Origin of the sequence: Parabacteroides sp. Marseille-P3160 (assembly GCF_900162725.1) — a bacterium.
Classification (GTDB): domain Bacteria; phylum Bacteroidota; class Bacteroidia; order Bacteroidales; family Tannerellaceae; genus Marseille-P3160.
In genome coordinates, this window is the sequence record NZ_LT799418.1 from 4,468,591 (window position 1) to 4,487,632 (window position 19,042).

At 42.1% G+C, this 19,042-nt stretch carries 13 protein-coding genes and 1 rRNA gene; 2 read left to right on the top strand and 12 right to left on the bottom strand.

Translation table 11 applies throughout. The features are described 5' to 3' along the window. Positions 1-46: 46 nt before the first annotated feature. From BQ8014_RS17845 to BQ8014_RS17895, 11 genes are all read right to left on the bottom strand, one after another. Complete coding sequence (locus BQ8014_RS17845; protein WP_080905542.1) at positions 47-358, bottom strand: helix-turn-helix domain-containing protein; 312 nt, start codon at positions 356-358, stop codon at positions 47-49. Between the two features lie 189 nt (positions 359-547). Continuing rightward, entirely contained in the window at positions 548-1,054 is a 507-nt protein-coding gene (locus BQ8014_RS17850; protein WP_080905543.1) for a GNAT family N-acetyltransferase, read from the bottom strand. Between the two features lie 57 nt (positions 1,055-1,111). After that, positions 1,112-3,169: a beta-L-arabinofuranosidase domain-containing protein gene (locus tag BQ8014_RS17855; RefSeq protein WP_080905544.1), complete on the bottom strand. Its 2,058-nt coding sequence runs from the start codon at positions 3,167-3,169 to the stop codon at positions 1,112-1,114. A gap of 10 nt (positions 3,170-3,179) precedes the next feature. Continuing rightward, positions 3,180-4,994 (bottom strand): glycoside hydrolase family 2 protein, encoded by a 1,815-nt coding sequence (locus tag BQ8014_RS17860; protein WP_080905545.1) that lies wholly within the window; start codon positions 4,992-4,994, stop codon positions 3,180-3,182. 36 nt (positions 4,995-5,030) lie between these two features. Beyond that, the gene (locus BQ8014_RS17865) at positions 5,031-7,556 is read right to left on the bottom strand and encodes a glutaminase domain-containing protein (RefSeq protein ID WP_080905546.1); all 2,526 of its coding nucleotides are present in this window, start codon (positions 7,554-7,556) and stop codon (positions 5,031-5,033) included. A 74-nt stretch (positions 7,557-7,630) separates the two neighbouring features. Next, the gene (locus BQ8014_RS17870; RefSeq protein ID WP_080905547.1) at positions 7,631-8,305 is read right to left on the bottom strand and encodes a DUF3823 domain-containing protein; all 675 of its coding nucleotides are present in this window, start codon (positions 8,303-8,305) and stop codon (positions 7,631-7,633) included. Between the two features lie 93 nt (positions 8,306-8,398). Then, on the bottom strand, positions 8,399-10,225 hold the full coding sequence (locus BQ8014_RS17875; protein ID WP_080905548.1) for a RagB/SusD family nutrient uptake outer membrane protein: 1,827 nt from the start codon (positions 10,223-10,225) through the stop codon (positions 8,399-8,401). 5 nt (positions 10,226-10,230) lie between these two features. Next, on the bottom strand, positions 10,231-13,644 hold the full coding sequence (locus tag BQ8014_RS17880) for a TonB-dependent receptor (RefSeq protein WP_080905549.1): 3,414 nt from the start codon (positions 13,642-13,644) through the stop codon (positions 10,231-10,233). 78 nt (positions 13,645-13,722) lie between these two features. Continuing rightward, entirely contained in the window at positions 13,723-14,682 is a 960-nt protein-coding gene (locus tag BQ8014_RS17885) for a FecR family protein (protein ID WP_139785149.1), read from the bottom strand. A 103-nt stretch (positions 14,683-14,785) separates the two neighbouring features. Then, positions 14,786-15,322 carry an RNA polymerase sigma-70 factor gene (locus BQ8014_RS17890; RefSeq protein ID WP_080905551.1) on the bottom strand — a complete coding sequence of 179 codons (537 nt, stop codon included), beginning with the start codon at positions 15,320-15,322 and terminating at the stop codon, positions 14,786-14,788. Between the two features lie 660 nt (positions 15,323-15,982). Beyond that, positions 15,983-17,143, bottom strand: a complete 1,161-nt coding sequence (locus BQ8014_RS17895; protein ID WP_080905552.1) for a sensor histidine kinase — start codon at positions 17,141-17,143, stop codon at positions 15,983-15,985. A gap of 121 nt (positions 17,144-17,264) precedes the next feature. Here BQ8014_RS17895 and BQ8014_RS17900 point away from each other — a divergent pair, with 121 nt between their 5' ends. Continuing rightward, positions 17,265-17,771, top strand: a complete 507-nt coding sequence (locus tag BQ8014_RS17900; protein ID WP_080906049.1) for a GNAT family N-acetyltransferase — start codon at positions 17,265-17,267, stop codon at positions 17,769-17,771. Between the two features lie 92 nt (positions 17,772-17,863). On the opposite strand, the gene rrf is transcribed toward BQ8014_RS17900, so the two are convergent. Further along, positions 17,864-17,975 (bottom strand): 5S ribosomal RNA (gene rrf, locus BQ8014_RS17905). A 690-nt stretch (positions 17,976-18,665) separates the two neighbouring features. On the opposite strand from rrf, the gene BQ8014_RS17910 reads away from it, so the two are divergent. Beyond that, a partial coding sequence (locus BQ8014_RS17910; protein ID WP_139785168.1) for a sigma-70 family RNA polymerase sigma factor occupies positions 18,666-19,042 on the top strand: 377 nt, incomplete at its 3' end.

Consider the following 19,042-nt stretch of genomic DNA (forward strand, 5'->3'; position numbering starts at 1 on the left):
AAGACTCATAAGGTTGGGGCAATTTATAAAAAGAAAAGGCAATCTCTCATAAGAATGTAGGGGTAAACTCGATTCCGAGAGCACGCGCAATGCGGAAGAAACTCGAAAGCTGAATATCTATTTTTCTCTTTTCCACACGGGCAATGTGGCTTCTTGCTGTACCAACCTTTTCCGCCAACTCCTGCTGGGTTATCTTTAGTTGCTTCCGCCGGTCACGTAGTATTTCACCATAATACCATGCAATTGACTTCTCATGAAAAGCGGTACGTCCTTCTGTCCCAAGCTCTCCATATTTATTATTCAGGAGTTCACCTGCTGTATGCAACTTAGCTAACTTATTTTCATCTAACTTTCTCATAACTCAAATTCTTTTAATATCCGTTCTGCAACCTTTATTTGTTTGCAGTAGTCTTTCGTGGATTTCTTTAGAAAACCATTCAAGAGTAATATCTTCTTTGAAAGAATGAGATGATGATCAAATGTAGCGTATTGGATACAATTAAGCAAATGAGAAATCAACTTTTGCGAATATTTAATACGGGTTCCCTTATCCCGATCTCCCCGACGTTTTTTGGAAGGCTAAGCGCGGGGTGCCGTCTGCGACGTAGACCGTGCCGCATTCGGTGTATCCCAACTTTGCGAGGACGTGCCTCATAGCTCCGTTCGTCTCGTGGGTGTCTACCCTGATATTGGGATGGCAGCCGAAGCACCAGCGGAAGCAGGCTTCGGCGATCCCTTTCGCTTTGCCGTTGGAGGCGATCCGGTGAATGACTCCGTAAGGCAGGTCATTGAGCCATTCACCGTTCTCTATGTATTTATAAAAAGGATCCTCTCCAAGTATAAAACAGAAGGTTCCGACTAACACTCCCTCCCGGACAAATGCATATTGTTCGTGCCTTCCAATGCTTTCTAAGATCAGGTCTTTCTTCGGGTAGCCGTTCGTCCATTGCACCATATTCCCCGCCTGCCTCATCAGGTTCCTGGAATAATCGAACATCTCCATCAGGGTATCAATCTCTTCCTTTTGAGCCAACCGAACCTCTAAGATTGTCATTTTCGATACTTCTAAAAATTAAATCCTCGGCTATAAAGAATCCTCTTTTTCCCGGATCTACTTTCCGACGACCGGGAAGGCCGAGATACGCAGCCGGGCGGCACCCATCGGGATGAGCGTCAGGTCTTCCAGGGTATCCGACTTCTGCACGGTTTCGGGCGGTAGGACATCGCACAGGCCGGTGTCGTCGAGCGTCCACGAAGGCACTTTGCGGCCTTTCGCTTTCAATCGGATCGGCGCATTTTGAATCGCGAACGGGAAGTTATCGCCCGGCCATTCTTTCCGGACGACCTCGATGTATTTTAACAGATTGTCTTCCGGCAGCAGCAAAGCGTAATTCCATACGGTTTCCGGATAGATCTCATACGTCGGCCAGGCGTTCGCATCCGCCCCCTTCTGCCATTTGGAGTCAGAAATCGCCGTCTCGTCACTTTTCACTTTCCTATACTCCTCTCCGATTAGAAGGGAGAAAGTCAACGGGCCGTAATTGACGCTGGCACTGTTTTGGTTGACCGCCCAGCGGTCAACGGAGAGATGCATCGGGAGATTCAACGTAATCCGGTCGCCGTCTTTCCACAGGTTTTGCAAGCGGACGTATTTATTGGCTTCCGGTGAAATCCGGATATCCTTTCCGTTCACCGAAACGGAGGCGCCTTCGCACCAGGAAGGAATACGGAGATAGAGCGGAAATTCCACCAGTTCCGGCGCATGCAGTGTGAAACGGATCGCCTCCTCGAAAGGATAATTCGTTTCCTCGACGAGGCGAACCTCGACGCCTTTGCTTCCGACCTTCGCTTTGGCCTCGCAAGCGCTGTAGAGAGCAATCGCCAACCCATTGTCCGGAGAGGCCAACACAAGATGTTCGGCAAAATAAGGCCAGCCCTGCGAATGGTTATGCTGACAACAACGGCTGCTGAACGGATTCATAGCCAGGAAAGGACCATTATTATCAATCCCCGGATGGTGATTCTTGGAATCGCTTACGACCTGATTCGGGGAAGTGATATAACGCAAAGCCTTAAAGTCGGGCATTACGGCCGCCGGATAGGAGTTGAATGCCACATTCTCGCAATGATCCGCCCAGAACGGATCGCCGGTGATGCGCAGCATCCATTCGTCGGAAGCCATCTGTTCGACAAAGCCGCAAGTCTCCGTTCCCTGCCGAGGATCGATATAGGCAAGCCGGGCATTTTCGTCCGCGCCGAACATGCCGCCCGGTACTTGTCCGAATACACGGCGTACGAGGCGGTGCACATTATAACTGGCTTCCAGATCCACAGAATCACCTGAAAGCATATAATACGACGCTGGTTCCCGGAAACTCTGCGCGATATTTACATTATGCCAGTTGGGAAGGCGTGATTTATCTTCCCAGTTAGCTGTATTCCGGTGGATTTTCCGGGCCAGATCCAATAAGAAAGAGTCTCCCGTAATATTATAAAGCCAATAGACACTTAGCAGATTATCTCCTCCGCGACTATTTTCCCAGTAATCTTTCAGGAAATCTTCATCCGGGACAGTCAACTGCCATTTAAAATAACGAGTCATCAAGTCGATTACCCGCTGGTCTTTCGAATATTCGTAATAGGACTGCAAGCACCAAAGCATAATCATATTGGCCCAGAGTTCACGTTTCCCGTTCCGGATATTCTCCGGTCCGAAATAGCCATTCGGTTGCTGGCTGTTCAGAGCGGCATTTACCCAAACCATCGTTTCGGCAATCATTGCCGTATCTTTCAGGATATAGGCGAGATTACCGTAGCCTTTGAGCCAATAAGGCACCTCTTCCCATCCATGTTCCCCTCCCGACTTCAACCAAGCGTTGTCGTTTTTCTCCAGCCAGGCACTGATTTCCCCCAACTTGCCGGTCAATCCGTTTTTCTGCAGGACCAAATACTCATGTACCCATCCGGCCGGTATAACATCTCCAACCGGCAACTTGATAAAGTTCAACGGTTTCAGAGGAGTGCGGTTTCCCTGGTAATTTACATTTTCTACCGTAACATCCGGCCGGTCAACCATCTCGACGGTTAGCGAGCCGGTCTTACCGGAAGAGCAAGATAGAAAAAACAGCCCTCCGACAGCAACCGAGACTATGTTCGAATAGAAACTCATACGTCTGGAATTATGGATTCAACTCTTTAATCACCTCTTGATTTGCCTGACGAACAGCCGCCTCGTTGATTTTGATCTGCTTACGGTCATACGTCATCAGGCCGTTCACTTCTCCTTCTACATCCGTTGTCTGCGTATAAACGGCAGCGGAAAATCCACGTTTCACCAAATCCTGCAACTGCTTTGCATATTTCACATATTCGGCCGTAACTTCATCGCTATTTTTAAACTGGATATATCCCCAGTTCCGGTCTTTCATCCAAAGGTGATCCGTTAATGGCAAGCCAATACCTCCGTATTCACCCAGCACATTGACACGCGCCGCGTCAAAGAGGAACATCCGGGGTCCGGGATAGTTATGCAGGTCGAGGATATCGCCGCAAGGACGGTGATTCCCTCCACTTGCCGGATTAACCAGGCGGGAAGGATCGTAATTCGCTGTCCAGGCTACTACCTTCTCGGTATCGAACTGCCCCCATGCCTCATTAAACGGTACCCAAACGACAACCGAAGGATTGGAGGCACAAAGGTCCATAATCTCCTTCCATTCCTGATAGTAATGAGCGATCGATTGCTCCGAACGCTTTTTATCCGTTCCGCCGCCATATACATGCGGTTCCCAGTTATTTCCGAAATCACCGCTCGGCATATCCTGCCAAACGAGGATCCCTTCCCGGTCACAATGCGTATACCAACGGGCAGGCTCCACCTTCACATGTTTGCGGATCATATTGAAACCCCATTCTTTAGTCTTTTTGATATCATAAAGTAAAGCCTCGTCGGTCGGAGCCGTATAAAGTCCATCCGGCCACCAACCTTGATCCAACGGGCCGTATTGGAATAAATCTTTGTTATTAAGCTGCATGCGCATCAAACCATTGGCATCCCGTTTCGCGGATATCTTACGGAAAGCGGCGTAGGACTTCACTTCATCCGTCTTCTTACCCGATGAAAGCACAGAGATTTTCAGGTCATAGAGATAAGGGTTTTCCGTATCCCAAAGGGTCGGATTGGAAACCGCCAGGCGAAGTTCTTTCCCCGCAACGCCTTTGGCTGTCGCCAAGACCTTACCTTTATCCAGGAGCTCAACAGAAATGATGTCAGACGTCCGGCAGGGCACGGAGGTCGTAACCGTTACGGCCAACGTCCCGTTGTCGATGTTCGGAATCGTTTTGAGGGTGGTAATATGGTTTTCTGCAACCGGCTCGATCCAGACGGTTTGCCAGATCCCGGTGACGGAAGTGTACCAGATTCCTTCCGGTTTTACCCGTTGTTTCCCGATTGCTTGGTATCCTTTATCGGTAGGATCCCAAACACGGACGACCAGTTTTTGTTTCCCTTGAGAGGATAAATAAGGGGTAATATCAAAGGAGAAAGGAGTATAACCGCCTTCATGGGAGCCTATCAAGATATCATTCACAAAGACATCTGTTTTCCAGTCTACCGCACCGAAATTAAGTATGACCGAGCGATTTTTCCAGGAAGAAGGAATCGTAAATTCACGTTTGTACCAAAGTTCATTGGCTTCACCTACTTCTTTCTGCACTCCGGATAAAGAGGATTCGATCGCAAAAGGTACCAAAATCTGTCCGTCGAAAGCCGTCGGTTCCGCTTGGCCTTTCGGTGCGACCGCATAGCTCCACAGGCCATTCAGATTCTGCCATTCTCCACGCTCAATCAATGGACGGGGGTATTCCGGCAAGACGCTCTGCGGATCTACTTTTTCGGCCCATGACGTCTTTATTTTGTCACCCGCCGGTTTCCATTGCGCACCAGCACTTATTGTTACACAGAAGGTTAATAATAGTAGGAAAGTCTTGTTCATTGTTATTCGAATTTAAGTTATGTATAATGATGATTCTTATTTTTTATTCTCCAACCTGTGTTGCAGCAGCCGCATAAAATAGCCTCCGACAACGGAACGGGCCTGGAAGCCGCGCTGCTTGGCCGTCGAAGTGAAATACCAGTCGCTCATCGGTACGCGTGAAGGCGTTTCGTCTGCATATTTCCAGACCGGTTGCATCAAGGCGTCGAAGTGCTCGGGAGAACCCGTCAGGCAGGCTGACCAAAGGATCCAATCGGATTTCGAATAATCTTCACGGTTATCCAACGGCAGGCCATACGTATTTTGCTTAGTCAGATAATAGGCTAATTCCTTTTCGGCGACCTCTTTCGGGAAAATATTCAGGCCCAACAGTTGATCCCAGATCAGATTGTATTTCTGGCTCCAGGTCCCGGCTTTGTCGAAAGTCAGCCGGTAATGATCCCCATCATCCGCCATCTTGATCCATTGGGAGGCCATCTCCCTGGCGGCATCCAGGTATTTGGTCGCGATGTCTTTCTTCCCCAGAATTTCCGCCAATTTCCCATAACCGGCAATTCCTTCGATCGCCTTAACGGAAAGATTTGCATTATGGGCAAAATGCCCGGCAAAATCATCCGTACAAAGTTGGTTGGCCGGATCCAAACCTTCTTTCATCAAGTAATCGGCCCAAGTTGTCAACACTGTCCAATGTTTGGCCGCATAATCCGCATTTCCCTCCACCGCGGCAATAGCAGCCGTCAAGATGAGCATATTACCGCATTCTTCTACCGGCATGTCTCCTCCATAAGTCTGTCCGTTCGCTAACGGATAAGTGCCGACATCGTGTGCCGCGAAAGGTTTGGTCCATTTCCCGCTTTCACTGAAGTAGAAGATAGGGTTCATCATTCCCTTCAACAATTCGGGGTTATAAATCAGGAACAGAGGAGCCGAAGGATATGTGATATCCACGGTTCCGATCGAACCGTTACTGAAATTTTCTTTCGACAGGAAAAGGAGATTACCCTCTTTGTCTGTGACCAACTTATGCGCTGCTATTGACTGACGGTAGGCTAATGCACAAAGTTCGGCATATTTCTGTCCACCCGCTTCAACCCCTTCTTTCATCAACTTTGCATCGACCGAGTCGCAACGTTCCATGATATCGGCGTAAGATTGATAACCATCAGCGAAAGCAGTATAAATGTCGACCTTTCCACCACGTTTCCAATAAGGTAAAAGGTTTTCTCCAAAGTACTGGATAGAATAAAGATCGTCATATCCGATTAAGAAATATCCCTGGCTATTCTTTGAAGAGACTTTGCCAAGATCATCCGTATAAGCAAGCACGCTCATCCGTTCTCTCATATTGGAAGAAAGTTCACCGGATTCTCCGGAGAAACTACCGGTTGAAGCAAACTCTTTCTTGATCGTATAATAATCACCGAGCTTCATTTTTGTCTGTGCAGACTCTTTGCCGCCCAGATAGAAATAGCCCCAGTCAATCCGGACATCATCTCCTTTCTTACCCAAGATAGCCTGTTCTTCCGTTCCGGTTTTCAGGAAAGTCATTCCTCCTTTGTCTATTTTTTCAAACGTAACCTTTTGTGATTCGGAATTAACTGCCCACTGGGGAGTGGCTTCCAGATAGACTTGTACCTCATGCGATTTTCCATCGATCGAACGGGCTTGATACGTAATATAATTATAAGGAGAAGTCATTGCATACAGATCATCCATCAAGAAAGGAGCCGTGAAAATGACATCCAACTGGATTCCCCCACATTCAAACGTATAATATGTCTGCGTCGGCATTGCCACAACAGCTGTTTGCGTCGCCGCTGTTTCAAAAGGATCTGCCTCTTCAGGCAGGGTAAACAGACCAAAATCGACATACCCTCCTCCGGTCTTATTATGACAGTGGGCAGCGATCACATTCTTTCCCTTCTTCAGTGTGGCTTTTACTTCGTCGGACAAGTCGGTTAAAACATTGTTTTTCCATGTATAGTCCGTAGCAACGACCTTTATTCCATTAATATATAATTCAAATATATCATCATGTGAATACTCCAGAATGATTTTTTTCGCATTTAGATCGTCCGCCAATTCAAAAGAACGGCGTACCCAGATGTCTTTGCTCTCCCAGGGAGTCGCTAAATTTGGTTGGTCTTTTGTGCCAAAAGCACCCGTACCTTTTTTCCAGTCGGCATCTGAATAAGCAGGAGCTTTCCAGTCACCGGACGGTTGTTTCTCTGTATAAGCAGCTTCCCACTTGTTACTTTGAGCTGTCGGCAGGATGGTCTGTAACGGAGGTTGTACCTTACCCAAAAAACGGTAAGACTTACCATCCACCCGTACCGCCCCAATCAGGGGATGTTCTTTGCCCGTCCAATGGCGCACCGCGTCCTCATTCAGCTTATCAGCAAATGACCAGGCACTTGCGTAAGGATCGATCGTTACTAAAGGATAAGCCGGAGCTCGAAGGGCATTATTCGCAGCCGGAGTATACGTTTTTGTTTCTTTTACTTGTACGCAAGAGGACAGAAAAAAAGACAGAAGCAATAAAAACACAGCTATTTTTCTCATGATATATTATTAATTAGGGCTATCTCTTCCTCACAAACGGAGGCTAAAGATAGCCCTTCTGTTTTAAATTATTGCTATTTTATCCGTACAATTTTTGAATAAATAGCCTGATCTGCACCTACAGTCCGTACGCCAACTCTTGCAAATAGAGCGGCAGCTGAAGCGAAATCTTTGTTATCTGACATATCCATTGACAAAGTCACTGTCCCAGCCTTTTGATCTTTAAAATCCTTACGAGCAATATTGTTAACATCATCGACAAAAGAAGTTCTGCTAACCAATAAGGTTACATAATCAATCTGCGCTGTATTTACAACTTGGTTAATACTAAATGCCGTGTTCAAATTAGATCCGGATAATGAAAAAGATTCATTAGAGATGGTAAAATAAGGAGTCACCTTCAGTTCGACCTCGGTTGTTCCCTTTAAATTCACAACTACCGTATCTCTCGAATTAACCCAAGGTCCATTATTATCTTTAGTTACAACTTTATATTCACCATCAAAAAGAAGCGCCTCAAAAGTTCCGTCCTGCCCTACATAGGCCGTAATATTGTCCCTCAGTTCATATCCATCCTGATAAAGTTGCACTTGCACCGCTTCTCCGGTTCCCCGTAGATTCAACATTTCCCCATTGTAAGTAATCTTCCCAAATATCTTTGATTTTGGTTCATCGTAATTATCGAGCCCACAACTGCTAATCGTAAATGCGGCAACAGATATTAATAAGAAATATTTATATAGTTTCATATGAATAATTGATTTAAAAGGTATATATAAAACTCACCGTAAACAGCGTCACCTTTTGACGCAGGGTTCTTATTTATAAGTTCGTTTCATTATTTATTGATATGGATTTTTTACATATTTAGGATTATTATTAATCCACCCCTGATCAATAAAATTATAATAATTCCTCATTTGAAAATATCTTGGATAAGGTGACATATGCGTTGGGAATTTATCAAAAATCCACTTGCCGTCATTTGCATTTCCCGGCATATTCACTAAATAAGGGAATAAAGCAAATTGCTGTGCATTCGGATCGTTCTGGATTCCATTCCATATTTTGTCAGCCAATCTCCATCGTTTTAAATCCCAATAACGATGATCTTCAAAAGCAAATTCCACACGATACTCTTGGACAACATCTTCAAATGTAACAGATGTTAAGTTTTGAATACCTGCCCGCTCACGAATCTGATTTATATAAGTCAGGGATTTAGCTGCTTGCCCAAGTTCGAAAGAAGCTTCCGCAGCAATCATCACTGCTTCAGCAAAACGAAAACGGGGAAACCACATATCGCTTCTACGCCCACGGGTAGAAGCAGATGGCGTTTCATCTAGAAATTTACGGAAGAAAAAGCCGGACTTATTTACAAACTGATTATTAGTTGTCGTAGGTCCGTTAACCGATGTAATGAGAAGACCGTTTCCATCTTTTTCACCGGGTTCACTTGTCCTCACCCTCCATACTCCATTATCTAAATATTTCTGCCCTGCTTGTAAAACAACAGGAGTTCCCTTGAATACTGCTCCCGGATAGATAACAGTACCCCATAAACGGGGATCTTTATTGGCAAAGGCATCTTCCGGTTTATCATAAAAGATATAATTACCATTCGCATCTGTCGTTTTAATCTCTCCATTCCGGTCATTTATATATTCAAAATCTTCCACCAGATTCAATATCGGACCGGCATAACAACGGTCAATATCTTCAGCGTGAGATGCCGGAATATTGGATTGTGTAAACCCATTCGTTTGTCCCGGATATTTATAATCTCGTGCCCAAATAACCTCTTTGTTATTTTCTTTTACGGAAAGAGCTTCATAAAAATTCCGCCCCCGATCATCCGGCTTTGTCAGTTGAAGCTGATACTTTCCTCCATTTATAACTTCTTCCGCAGCAGACAAAGCGGTCTCATAATACTGATTTGCAAGATTAGCCGGGATACCCACTTCTCCCCCGGCAGTTCTTATCGGAGTAGGCATTTTATTATTATAATTTGCGATTGAACCTGCATATACAGCAGCGCGGGCTTTCAACATCAATGCCGCCCATTTGGTTGCTCTTGCAGCATTTATCGTAGGATCTGTTGGAAGAAAATTTTTAATAGCTTCACATTCGGAGATGATGTAATCATATAATTCCGCTTCTGTTGAACGGGCATATTGTAAAGCAGTAATATCCATTCCGGGAGCATAATCAAACACCTCATCACCCACGATTGGCATACCTCCCATTCCTCTACACATATTAAAGTAAAGCCACGCTCTAATAAAACGAGCCTCTCCTTCAATTTCCTTTTGGGTATCAGCATCCAAAACGTTTGTTTCACGCACACCTTTTAAAAATTGGTTTAAATTACGGAGCAAAGTATAATCATATACCCGCCAACGGTCGTTCTCGAAATCTTGTCTGGTGTCCGGTCCTCCATCTGACTTAGAAGCTTCGTCTAAAATTGTATATAGATATGTATCATCAATATGTTGCCCCCAGGTTATTCTCCCATAGAAATTAGAAAGAACGGATTTGATCATAACTGCATCCCCGAAAACCTGATCATCGGTCAAAATTGTATCAGGATCCCTGTCTAAAAAGTCTGAACAGCTACTTAAGGTTGCTAATATGGCCAGAGTGGCTATCACTATATTTTTTATTTTCATTTTATTTAGAATTTAAGAGTTAAACCAACATTGATAATCCGCATGGTCGGATAGGTCAATCCATTGGTGTCGTTTATCTCAGGATCTACACCTTTTAAGTTTGTTAAGCCAAACAGGTTTTGCCCTGCAACGTACAATCGGACATTAGAAATCGCAAGTTTATCAAGAATGGGCTTAGGTACATTATATCCGAATTCAAGATTCCTCGATTTGATATATTTTACATTCTTCTTCCAGAAATCACTATTCCAATAATTACTGTGACTGCTATTACCGATTAACAACATCGGATACTTCCCAGGAATTAATTCACTGTTGGCATCCCAGATGTCAGCAAGATGCCATGTATTCTCCATATAATACTGGGGATTATTACCACCATCATGGAATGGATTACGCTGTTCATATTCCTGATACCAGGTGGACATGGCGCCGCCTGTTAAGTCAAACGCTAAATCAAAACCTTTCCATTGGAATGAGAAGTTTAAGCCGAAGTTCAAAACAGGAGTGGAATCCTGACGATATCCAATGGGGCGTTCATCCATTCCGTTAATTACTTTGTCACCATTTTGATCCACATATTTTATATCGCCCGGGCGTAAAGTCTTATTCCCTTGTCTGTCATTATCAATAGGCCATGTTGCAATCTCCTCCCAACTTTGGAATTGACCATCCGACTCTAACCCCCAGTTTAAGTATCCATAGCGATGATCTATCGAGTTACGGTAGACATTCCATGAATTACTGAAACGGGGTTTATATTGTTCCCAATCATAGAAACGGGAATAAGTGACATTTGCCCCAATTGAATAATTAAAATCCTCTACGTTATCAGTCCATTTAACTACAAAATCATATCCTTTGTGTACATCTGAATTCAAATTTTCTTGCGGTAAGCTAAATCCAACTTCTGATGGTAATAAAATATCATATTTAGATGCAGGAAGCCCTGTCCGTTTACGACGGAAGAAATCAAAAGATCCGGTTAGTTTTCCGTTGAAAAAACTGGCATCGAACCCAATGTCTAATATTTTAGCTTTAATCCAGGATAGAGTAGTTACAGGAAGGCCGCGGGGAACAGTCCCTATAGTATAAGTTCCATCGATAACTGATCCTCCGTTTTTGTACGTATATCCACTTAAGTAGTCGAAAGCATTATAACCACTGACATTATCATCACCTAATAGTCCGTAGGAACCTCTAAGTTTCAGGTCACTGAATATATTTGATATTTTACTTTCACGCCAAAAAGATTCTTCCGAGATTCTCCATCCAACAGACCCTGACGGGAAGAAGCCCCAACGGTGATTCGGCGGAAACTTCCAGGAGCCATCATATCGACCGGAGAATTCAACTAAATATTTTCCGGCATAATCATAGTTAAACCGCCCCATATAACCGAGTCTGGCTTGTGTATTATTGCCCGTGTCATTATAAGTATCCATTGTCTCATAGTCAATTAAATGCAAGGCGTTGGAGGTAGGTATTGAATGTACCCATGTACTTGGTGTATCGCGCTTAATAGATTCAGCTCCGACAACTGCTGCGACGGTATGATCTCCGAGTTTCTTATTATAAGAAAGTTGGATATTGGTTGCAATCTCTTCAACATACCCCTGAGTCCGTTCTCTCCAAGGATTAGTGTTTTCGAAAATAACCGGATAGGTATCTGTATCCTCATCATATCCATATAGTTTATAGGTATATTCCTGGTTATCTAAGCGCTGATTGGCCAGATAATAACTAACCATTGCTTTCGCTTTTAATCCGTCAAAAATATCATACTCCGCATCAAAATTCAATTGCATCACCCGCCATGTTTCTTCGTATTTACCCGATAAATCATAAGTCAACCATGCAAAATTTGTTCCGGCCTCCGTCGAAGTCATTGTCGGATACTTCGGGTTATCGTTGGCAAAAGGTCTTTTTGTCGGTAGATTCCGATAAGTCCCGAAACGGGGAAGCCAATAATCGTCCGTTCCCGGAACTCCTGGATTCTCCCTCTTTTCGATACGTCCGTTCATGCCACCTCCTATTTTCAAACGATCGGTAATATTCGCATTTACATTCATTTGTACATTGGTACGCTCGAATCCTCCATAATTCACAATGATTGCGTCTTGCTCCAGATGTCCGACACTCAAATAATAATTTATCTTATCCGAACCACCGGACACATTCGCATTGACATAAGTCTGAGGAGAAACTTCCCAGATATAATCGTACCAGTCGAAAGGTTGATACCCCTTCTCAGTTCCTTGCAACCATTTATCATAATCATCTTTTGTATACCGATAGTTGGTGACACCCTGAACGGTTTCCGACTGTATATAATTTGTCAAATAAGTCGCAGCATTTGCTGGTTTAGGAAATGCATATAGACTTTGCCAACCATAATAAGTATTCAAAGTAACGGTATTCTTAGAATTTCTTGTTCCTTTTTTCGTCGTTACAACTACTACTCCATTAGCAGCACGAACCCCGTAAATAGAAGCGGAAGCATCTTTCAAGACAGAAATAGTTTCAATGTCATTAAAATCAATATTATTAAATTGTCCTTCATCCGATTGGATACCATCTATTACATAAAGAGGCGTTCCCATATTACGAATTTGTATCGTTGTGGAACTGCCGGGACGTCCATCTGCTTGGCGCGAGTTAATACCGGCAATTTTTCCAACCAAAGCCCCGGAAGAGGTTGAAGCTTTGGAACGGCTGATATCTTCCGCCCCAATAACCGATATGGCAGAGGTCAAGGATTCCTTTTTCTGTGCAAGTCCAAAACCCGTAACAACCACCTCACTCAATTGCTGTGCATTTTCTTTCATCACTACATTGAGAGGGGTATCATCTTTCACCACAAAAGTTTGGGTTAGATAGCCTATATAAGAGATTTCAACGGTACTGTTTGGTTGGACAGTCAAGGAGAACTTTCCATCCATGTCCGAAATAATCCCATTCGACGTTCCTTTTTCGGTCACCGAAGCTCCGATAATAGCTTCTCCTCTTTGGTCTTTTACAACACCTGTAATTCTTATTGATTGTTGCTGTTGGTTTATGCTTGAATTTGCTTTCTCTCTTGCATATAAAACGATTTGTTTGCCTCTTATTTCATAATCGAGATCTACAGAAGAAAGCATTTCAGATAAAACGGCATGAAGCTCTTCATTGTTTGCATCGAGATTTACTTTCTTTGAAAAATCAATTGTATTCGCATCATAAAAGAAAGTATACCCACTGATTTGTTCAATTTCTTCAATCGCTTGGCGTAAAGATATATTTTTCAAGTCTAAAGAGACTATGGTCTCTTTTTGATTTGCATAACTTAATGCAAAGGATTGAAAAGATAGTATTAATGCTATAACTGGAACGATTAAGCATCGACTAAAGATTGATTTTCTAACGACTGTTTTTTTCATATAATAAATATTTAAGGAAATAATAAGGTTAATACAAAATCAATAATACATGCATCTTTATATCATAGGCAATTCTAATTAATGGTTATTTTTTTTTGATGGAAAAACACGAATTCTATCGATCCCTTCATACTTATAAGAGATAGGATTAATCATTGACATCATTTTTAACACCTCTTCCAAGGATTCATTCTTAAGCGTAAAAGTGTAAGCTTCCTTTTGTGAAAGGCTGGAGTCTGCTATAATTTCTACTCCATACCATTCCGATAAGAACGGCGCTATTTCTTTAAAAGATTGCCCTTCAAACTGAAGATAATCCCGTGTCCATAAAGCAGTCAACCGAATATCTTTGCGCATAATTTCCATGGTATTATCTGCAATGGAACAATAAGCTACTTCTCCCGGCTTTATCAAACCTTCTTTATTCTCATACTGAAGAGAAATCGACCCTGAGAACAAACTAACACTCATTTTTTCACGTTTGGTATTTACATTAAATTCCGTACCGTGAACTTTGATTCGCATACCTTTTGCTTCCACTATAAACGGCCTGTTTTTGTCATACGCAACATCAAAATAGGCCTCTCCTTCTAAGATCACAAACCGTTCTTTTGTATCAAACCGTGATCCGTAACTTAACTTGGAATCGGAATTTATCCAGACGAGAGAACCGTCCGGAAGTGTTACATTCGTTTTTTGTCCTTTATTGACAGTGACAACCAAATCTTTTATTGTCATTGTTCTTTCCATATAGTAATACACACATAGCCCGGTAAGACACATTAAAGCGAGAATAGCGGCATATCGGCTTATCTTCAAATAAATTTGATGGGCTCCAACGCCCAGTGGGGAAGAAGGACGTTTTTCTTTAAACGACTGTCTTGATTTTATTGTTTCGAACAGTTTTTCTTGTACTTCACAATCCATTTCTATTGATGAAGCATGCCAACAATCTTCCAACCATTGATCCAATGAATGGTTGGAATTTGAATCATTTAATATAACCTGCTCTTCATTAGAAAGGGTTTTTTCCTCCATCTCTTTATCCCCTGATACTTTATGTTTTGAAATCCTTTTATTTTGATTAGTATACAAGTGAGCTAAAGGCAACCGTTATGTCCGACCCGCAAATTAACACAAATTAACTCCATGGATCTTTTAGCCCTTCCCTATATCCTAAAGTCTGTAGTTTTTTACGAAGAAATTTTAAGGCTTTATTCATCTGCGATTCAACCGTATTTTCTGATATTCTCAATATTCCTGCTATTTGTTTGTTGGAAAATTGTTTTTCTCTGCTTAAAAGAAAAATCTTTCTTCGTGAAGGCGGCATTTGAGCAACAATCGATTGAATCGATTTTACTAATATTTGATAATCGAGGTGTTTTTCCGAAGCATTCCCTGCTTCCGAAGGCCGCTGCTCTTGGCTTTTGTTATATAGGGCTTTTAATTCCTCGCGGCTAAAATAATTGTATAGTTGGTTCTTGGCTATGGTATAAATATAGGCTTCCGCATTCTTTTCCAAATCGATATTCTGTCGATTCTCCCAGACTTTTAAAAAAGTAGATTGTACAATCTCTTCTGCCAGATACTGATTTCCATTGGAAAGGCCGATAATAAAATTATAGACTTTGCCACTCCATTCTTTGTATATTGTCTCAAAATGACTAGGATCGATCATATTGCATCAAATAATAAAGATTCATAGAATTTCAGCACAAATAAGAACTTCACTCTTTCATCATGAAGCCAATGGATGCAGAGCCTTTCCGTACTTGTAGAAATACAAACAAGCCGCAAATCACAACGCTCCAGAATATTTTTCTTTTCATAATAAAAAGGTTAACCAATATATTCGTTACTTACTCTACTTCTCATATAGAAGTAGAAACGGTAATTATGAATTATAGAAATCTATTGGAGATCATGAATTAAAAAAAGAGAGGTAAAGGGGAATAAAAACAAATATTCAGCCAAGAGTTATTTATCTTTTATCAATAGCTCGTTAAATATTCTTTTTTTAACTGAAGTGTATTATAGTAACTATTTTTAGCCCGCGTTATGGAAAAATATATTCATAATACTTCTTATTTATTGAAATCTTTCTTAGTTTTGTTCTACTATTATAGACCATGTTAACAAAAGACCTCTTCTATATGAGAAGTAGATTCTACACTCAACCTATTTCTAAAGACTAAGATTTTTCCGATAAGGCAAAGACTATTAAAACATAAGATTGTAATTTTTTTACAAAAAGGGATGAATCAGAAAGGGACTTCCGAAATACGGACAAATAAAATGCTATAAATAGGTAACCTAAGAAAGAGTCTGTCTTAAATAATCACTCTTTATACTTCCGGAACTCGATGCGGAAAGTCGTGCCTTTGCCTATTTCGGAACTTTTTACAAAAATCCGGCCTCCGGGATAAGATTCTATAATCCTTTTCACAAGGGAAAGGCCTAACCCCCAACCTCGCGCTTTTGTCGTATAACCCGGATGGAAAATAGTCTTGAATTTGGACTTGGGTAATCCTTTGCCGGTATCGCTTACATCAATCCGGACTTTCTTTTCCCGTATTTCTACCTGAAAGGTTATCTCACCCCGCCCCTCCATAGCGTCTACCGCATTTTTTGTCAGGTTCTCTATCACCCAGGCAAAAAGAGAATCGTTCATCAGGACAAGCACGGGTTGGGATGGTAAGTTGAGATTTACTTTTATCTTATGGGAAATACGTTTCTCCATATACTCCCATGCCTGCCGGATCGATTGGTTCAGATCCAAGGGCACCGGATCCGGATTGGAACCGATTTTCGAAAAACGCTCGGCTATCGTTTGGAGCCTTGCCACATCTTTCTCCATCTCACTCAAGTAGGAGGCATCCAATTCTTTTGTCTTTAAATATTCAATCCAGGCGATCAGCGATGAGATAGGGGTACCCAATTGATGGGCTGTCTCCTTCGATAATCCGATCCATACTTTATTCTGTTCCGCTTTTTTCGTACTGGCCAATGCCAGGAAAGCGATGAGAATAAAAACAAACACGACGGACAGTTGGATATAAGGGTAGATCAATAGACGTTTCAATAGAATCGAATCGTCATAATAAACATATTGCACCGTCCCGTCTTGCAAATCATTAATAATCGGAGGATTTTTCATTTTCAACTCCTTCAATTTCGCAGCAAGAAAAGCCTCTTCATTGCTTTGCTCGGGGATTTCCATATTCTTATGGGTCAGGATTTCATTCTCCTCATTACAAAGCATGACCGGAATCGTCGTATTACTTTCTATAATTTTCAGAACAAGGGTCATATCCGTAGAAGAAGTCTCGCTCGCAATCGTACGGGTTGCTTCCGCCCATATTTCCATACGTTGGCGCTCTTCCTGCGCCAATTGTTTGATCAGGCGGTCGGAAACAACCAAAGAGCCGATCGCAATAACCATTGCAACGACAATAAAGATATATTTCAGTAATTGACGGGAGTCATAAATGCTATTCATGTCGATAAAAATACAATATTCTTTTAGAACGGCTAAACAAGAACAATATTATAAAGAAAAGTTTTCCTTCAAATCAAATAACAAATCATTTTTCGTATTTTTAAACCCAAACAATAATACTATGAAAATAATAGCCGCTCAGGAAGAACATATACCCGTTATCAGAGAGATCGCTTATAAAACATGGCCTGAAGCTTATCTAAACATATTAACGGAGGAGCAAAGCGAATATATGCTCGATTGGATGTATAGCGCTTCAGCCCTGAAAGAACAGATGCTTCAATTAGAGCATCGCTTTCTTCTGGCTAAGGAAGAGGATTCTGCGGTTTTTCAGGGATACGTGTCCTATGAACTTCATTATAAGGAAAGACCCGAAACAAAAATCCACAAACTCTATGTATTACCCGAGTACCATGGCCGGAGTATAGGCCGAATATTAATAGATAAGGTAGCCGAAGAAGCAAAAAAGAATAATGATACAGCCATTCTTTTGAATATGAATCGTATGAATAAAGCGCTGAACTTCTATACCCATCTCGGGTTTAGGATTATCGGAGAAGAAAATATCGACATAGGGAAAGGCTTCCTAATGGAAGATTATATCTTTAAAAAAGACCTCTATCTATGACAAACGATATAAATTTCAAATCCCTCCTTAACACAAAAAAGACCGGAGAAGTTCTTGCTCCTTGCGGAGGGTGAACTTCCCCGGTCTTCAAAAAACGGCGGCGACCTACTCTCCCACTTATGACGCAGTACCATCGGCGCGATCAGGCTTAACTTCTCTGTTCGGAATGGGAAGAGGTGGATCCCTGATGCTATAACCACCTGAATTGCTTCGCTTACGATTCCTTGTGATGCACTCCTGCACACTCGGGCCTCTTAAAGGCCTTCACGTAAGCCTGTCTTTTATATAAACATACCGGACGCAATAAAGTAAATATACAGAGTCTAAAGCCGTCCTTTTTTTTCTTTTCAAAGAAAGTCACGGGCTATTAGTACTGCTCGGCTCGGACATTACTGCCCTTACACCTGCAGCCTATCAAGGTCATCGTCTATAACCACCCTTCAAGGGATATCTAATCTTGGGGAGGGCTTCGTACTTAGATGCTTTCAGCACTTATCCCTGCCAGACTTAGCTACCCGGCGGTGCACCTGGCGNATCAATAGCTCGTTAAATATTCTTTTTTTAACTGAAGTGTATTATAGTAACTATTTTTAGCCCGCGTTATGGAAAAATATATTCATAATACTTCTTATTTATTGAAATCTTTCTTAGTTTTGTTCTACTATTATAGACCATGTTAACAAAAGACCTCTTCTATATGAGAAGTAGAGTAAGTAACGAATATATTGGTTAACCTTTTTATTATGAAAAGAAAAATATTCTGGAGCGTTGTGATTTGCGGCTTGTTTGTATTTCTACAAGTACGGAAAGGCTCTGCATCCATTGGCTTCATGATGAAAGAGTGAAGTTCTTATTTGTGCTGAAATTCTATGAATCTTTATTATTTGATGCAATATGATCGATCCTAGTCATTTTGAGACAATATACAAAGAATGGAGTGGCAAAGTCTATAATTTTATTATCGGCCTTTCCAATGGAAATCAGTATCTGGCAGAAGAGATTGTACAATCTACTTTTTTAAAAGTCTGGGAGAATCGACAGAATATCGATTTGGAAAAGAATGCGGAAGCCTATATTTATACCATAGCCAAGAACCAACTATACAATTATTTTAGCCGCGAGGAATTAAAAGCCCTATATAACAAAAGCCAAGAGCAGCGGCCTTCGGAAGCAGGGAATGCTTCGGAAAAACACCTCGATTATCAAATATTAGTAAAATCGATTCAATCGATTGTTGCTCAAATGCCGCCTTCACGAAGAAAGATTTTTCT

Excerpts from the sequence above, each read along its gene's own strand:
- BQ8014_RS17845 (WP_080905542.1), bottom strand. The coding sequence starts at position 358 with ATGAGAAAGTTAGATGAAAATAAGTTAGCTAAGTTGCATACAGCAGGT.
- BQ8014_RS17850 (WP_080905543.1), bottom strand. The coding sequence starts at position 1,054 with ATGACAATCTTAGAGGTTCGGTTGGCTCAAAAGGAAGAGATTGATACC.
- BQ8014_RS17855 (WP_080905544.1), bottom strand. The coding sequence starts at position 3,169 with ATGAGTTTCTATTCGAACATAGTCTCGGTTGCTGTCGGAGGGCTGTTT.
- BQ8014_RS17860 (WP_080905545.1), bottom strand. The coding sequence starts at position 4,994 with ATGAACAAGACTTTCCTACTATTATTAACCTTCTGTGTAACAATAAGT.
- BQ8014_RS17865 (WP_080905546.1), bottom strand. The coding sequence starts at position 7,556 with ATGAGAAAAATAGCTGTGTTTTTATTGCTTCTGTCTTTTTTTCTGTCC.
- BQ8014_RS17870 (WP_080905547.1), bottom strand. The coding sequence starts at position 8,305 with ATGAAACTATATAAATATTTCTTATTAATATCTGTTGCCGCATTTACG.
- BQ8014_RS17875 (WP_080905548.1), bottom strand. The coding sequence starts at position 10,225 with ATGAAAATAAAAAATATAGTGATAGCCACTCTGGCCATATTAGCAACC.
- BQ8014_RS17880 (WP_080905549.1), bottom strand. The coding sequence starts at position 13,644 with ATGAAAAAAACAGTCGTTAGAAAATCAATCTTTAGTCGATGCTTAATC.
- BQ8014_RS17885 (WP_139785149.1), bottom strand. The coding sequence starts at position 14,682 with ATGGAGGAAAAAACCCTTTCTAATGAAGAGCAGGTTATATTAAATGAT.
- BQ8014_RS17890 (WP_080905551.1), bottom strand. The coding sequence starts at position 15,322 with ATGATCGATCCTAGTCATTTTGAGACAATATACAAAGAATGGAGTGGC.
- BQ8014_RS17895 (WP_080905552.1), bottom strand. The coding sequence starts at position 17,143 with ATGAATAGCATTTATGACTCCCGTCAATTACTGAAATATATCTTTATT.
- BQ8014_RS17900 (WP_080906049.1), top strand. The coding sequence starts at position 17,265 with ATGAAAATAATAGCCGCTCAGGAAGAACATATACCCGTTATCAGAGAG.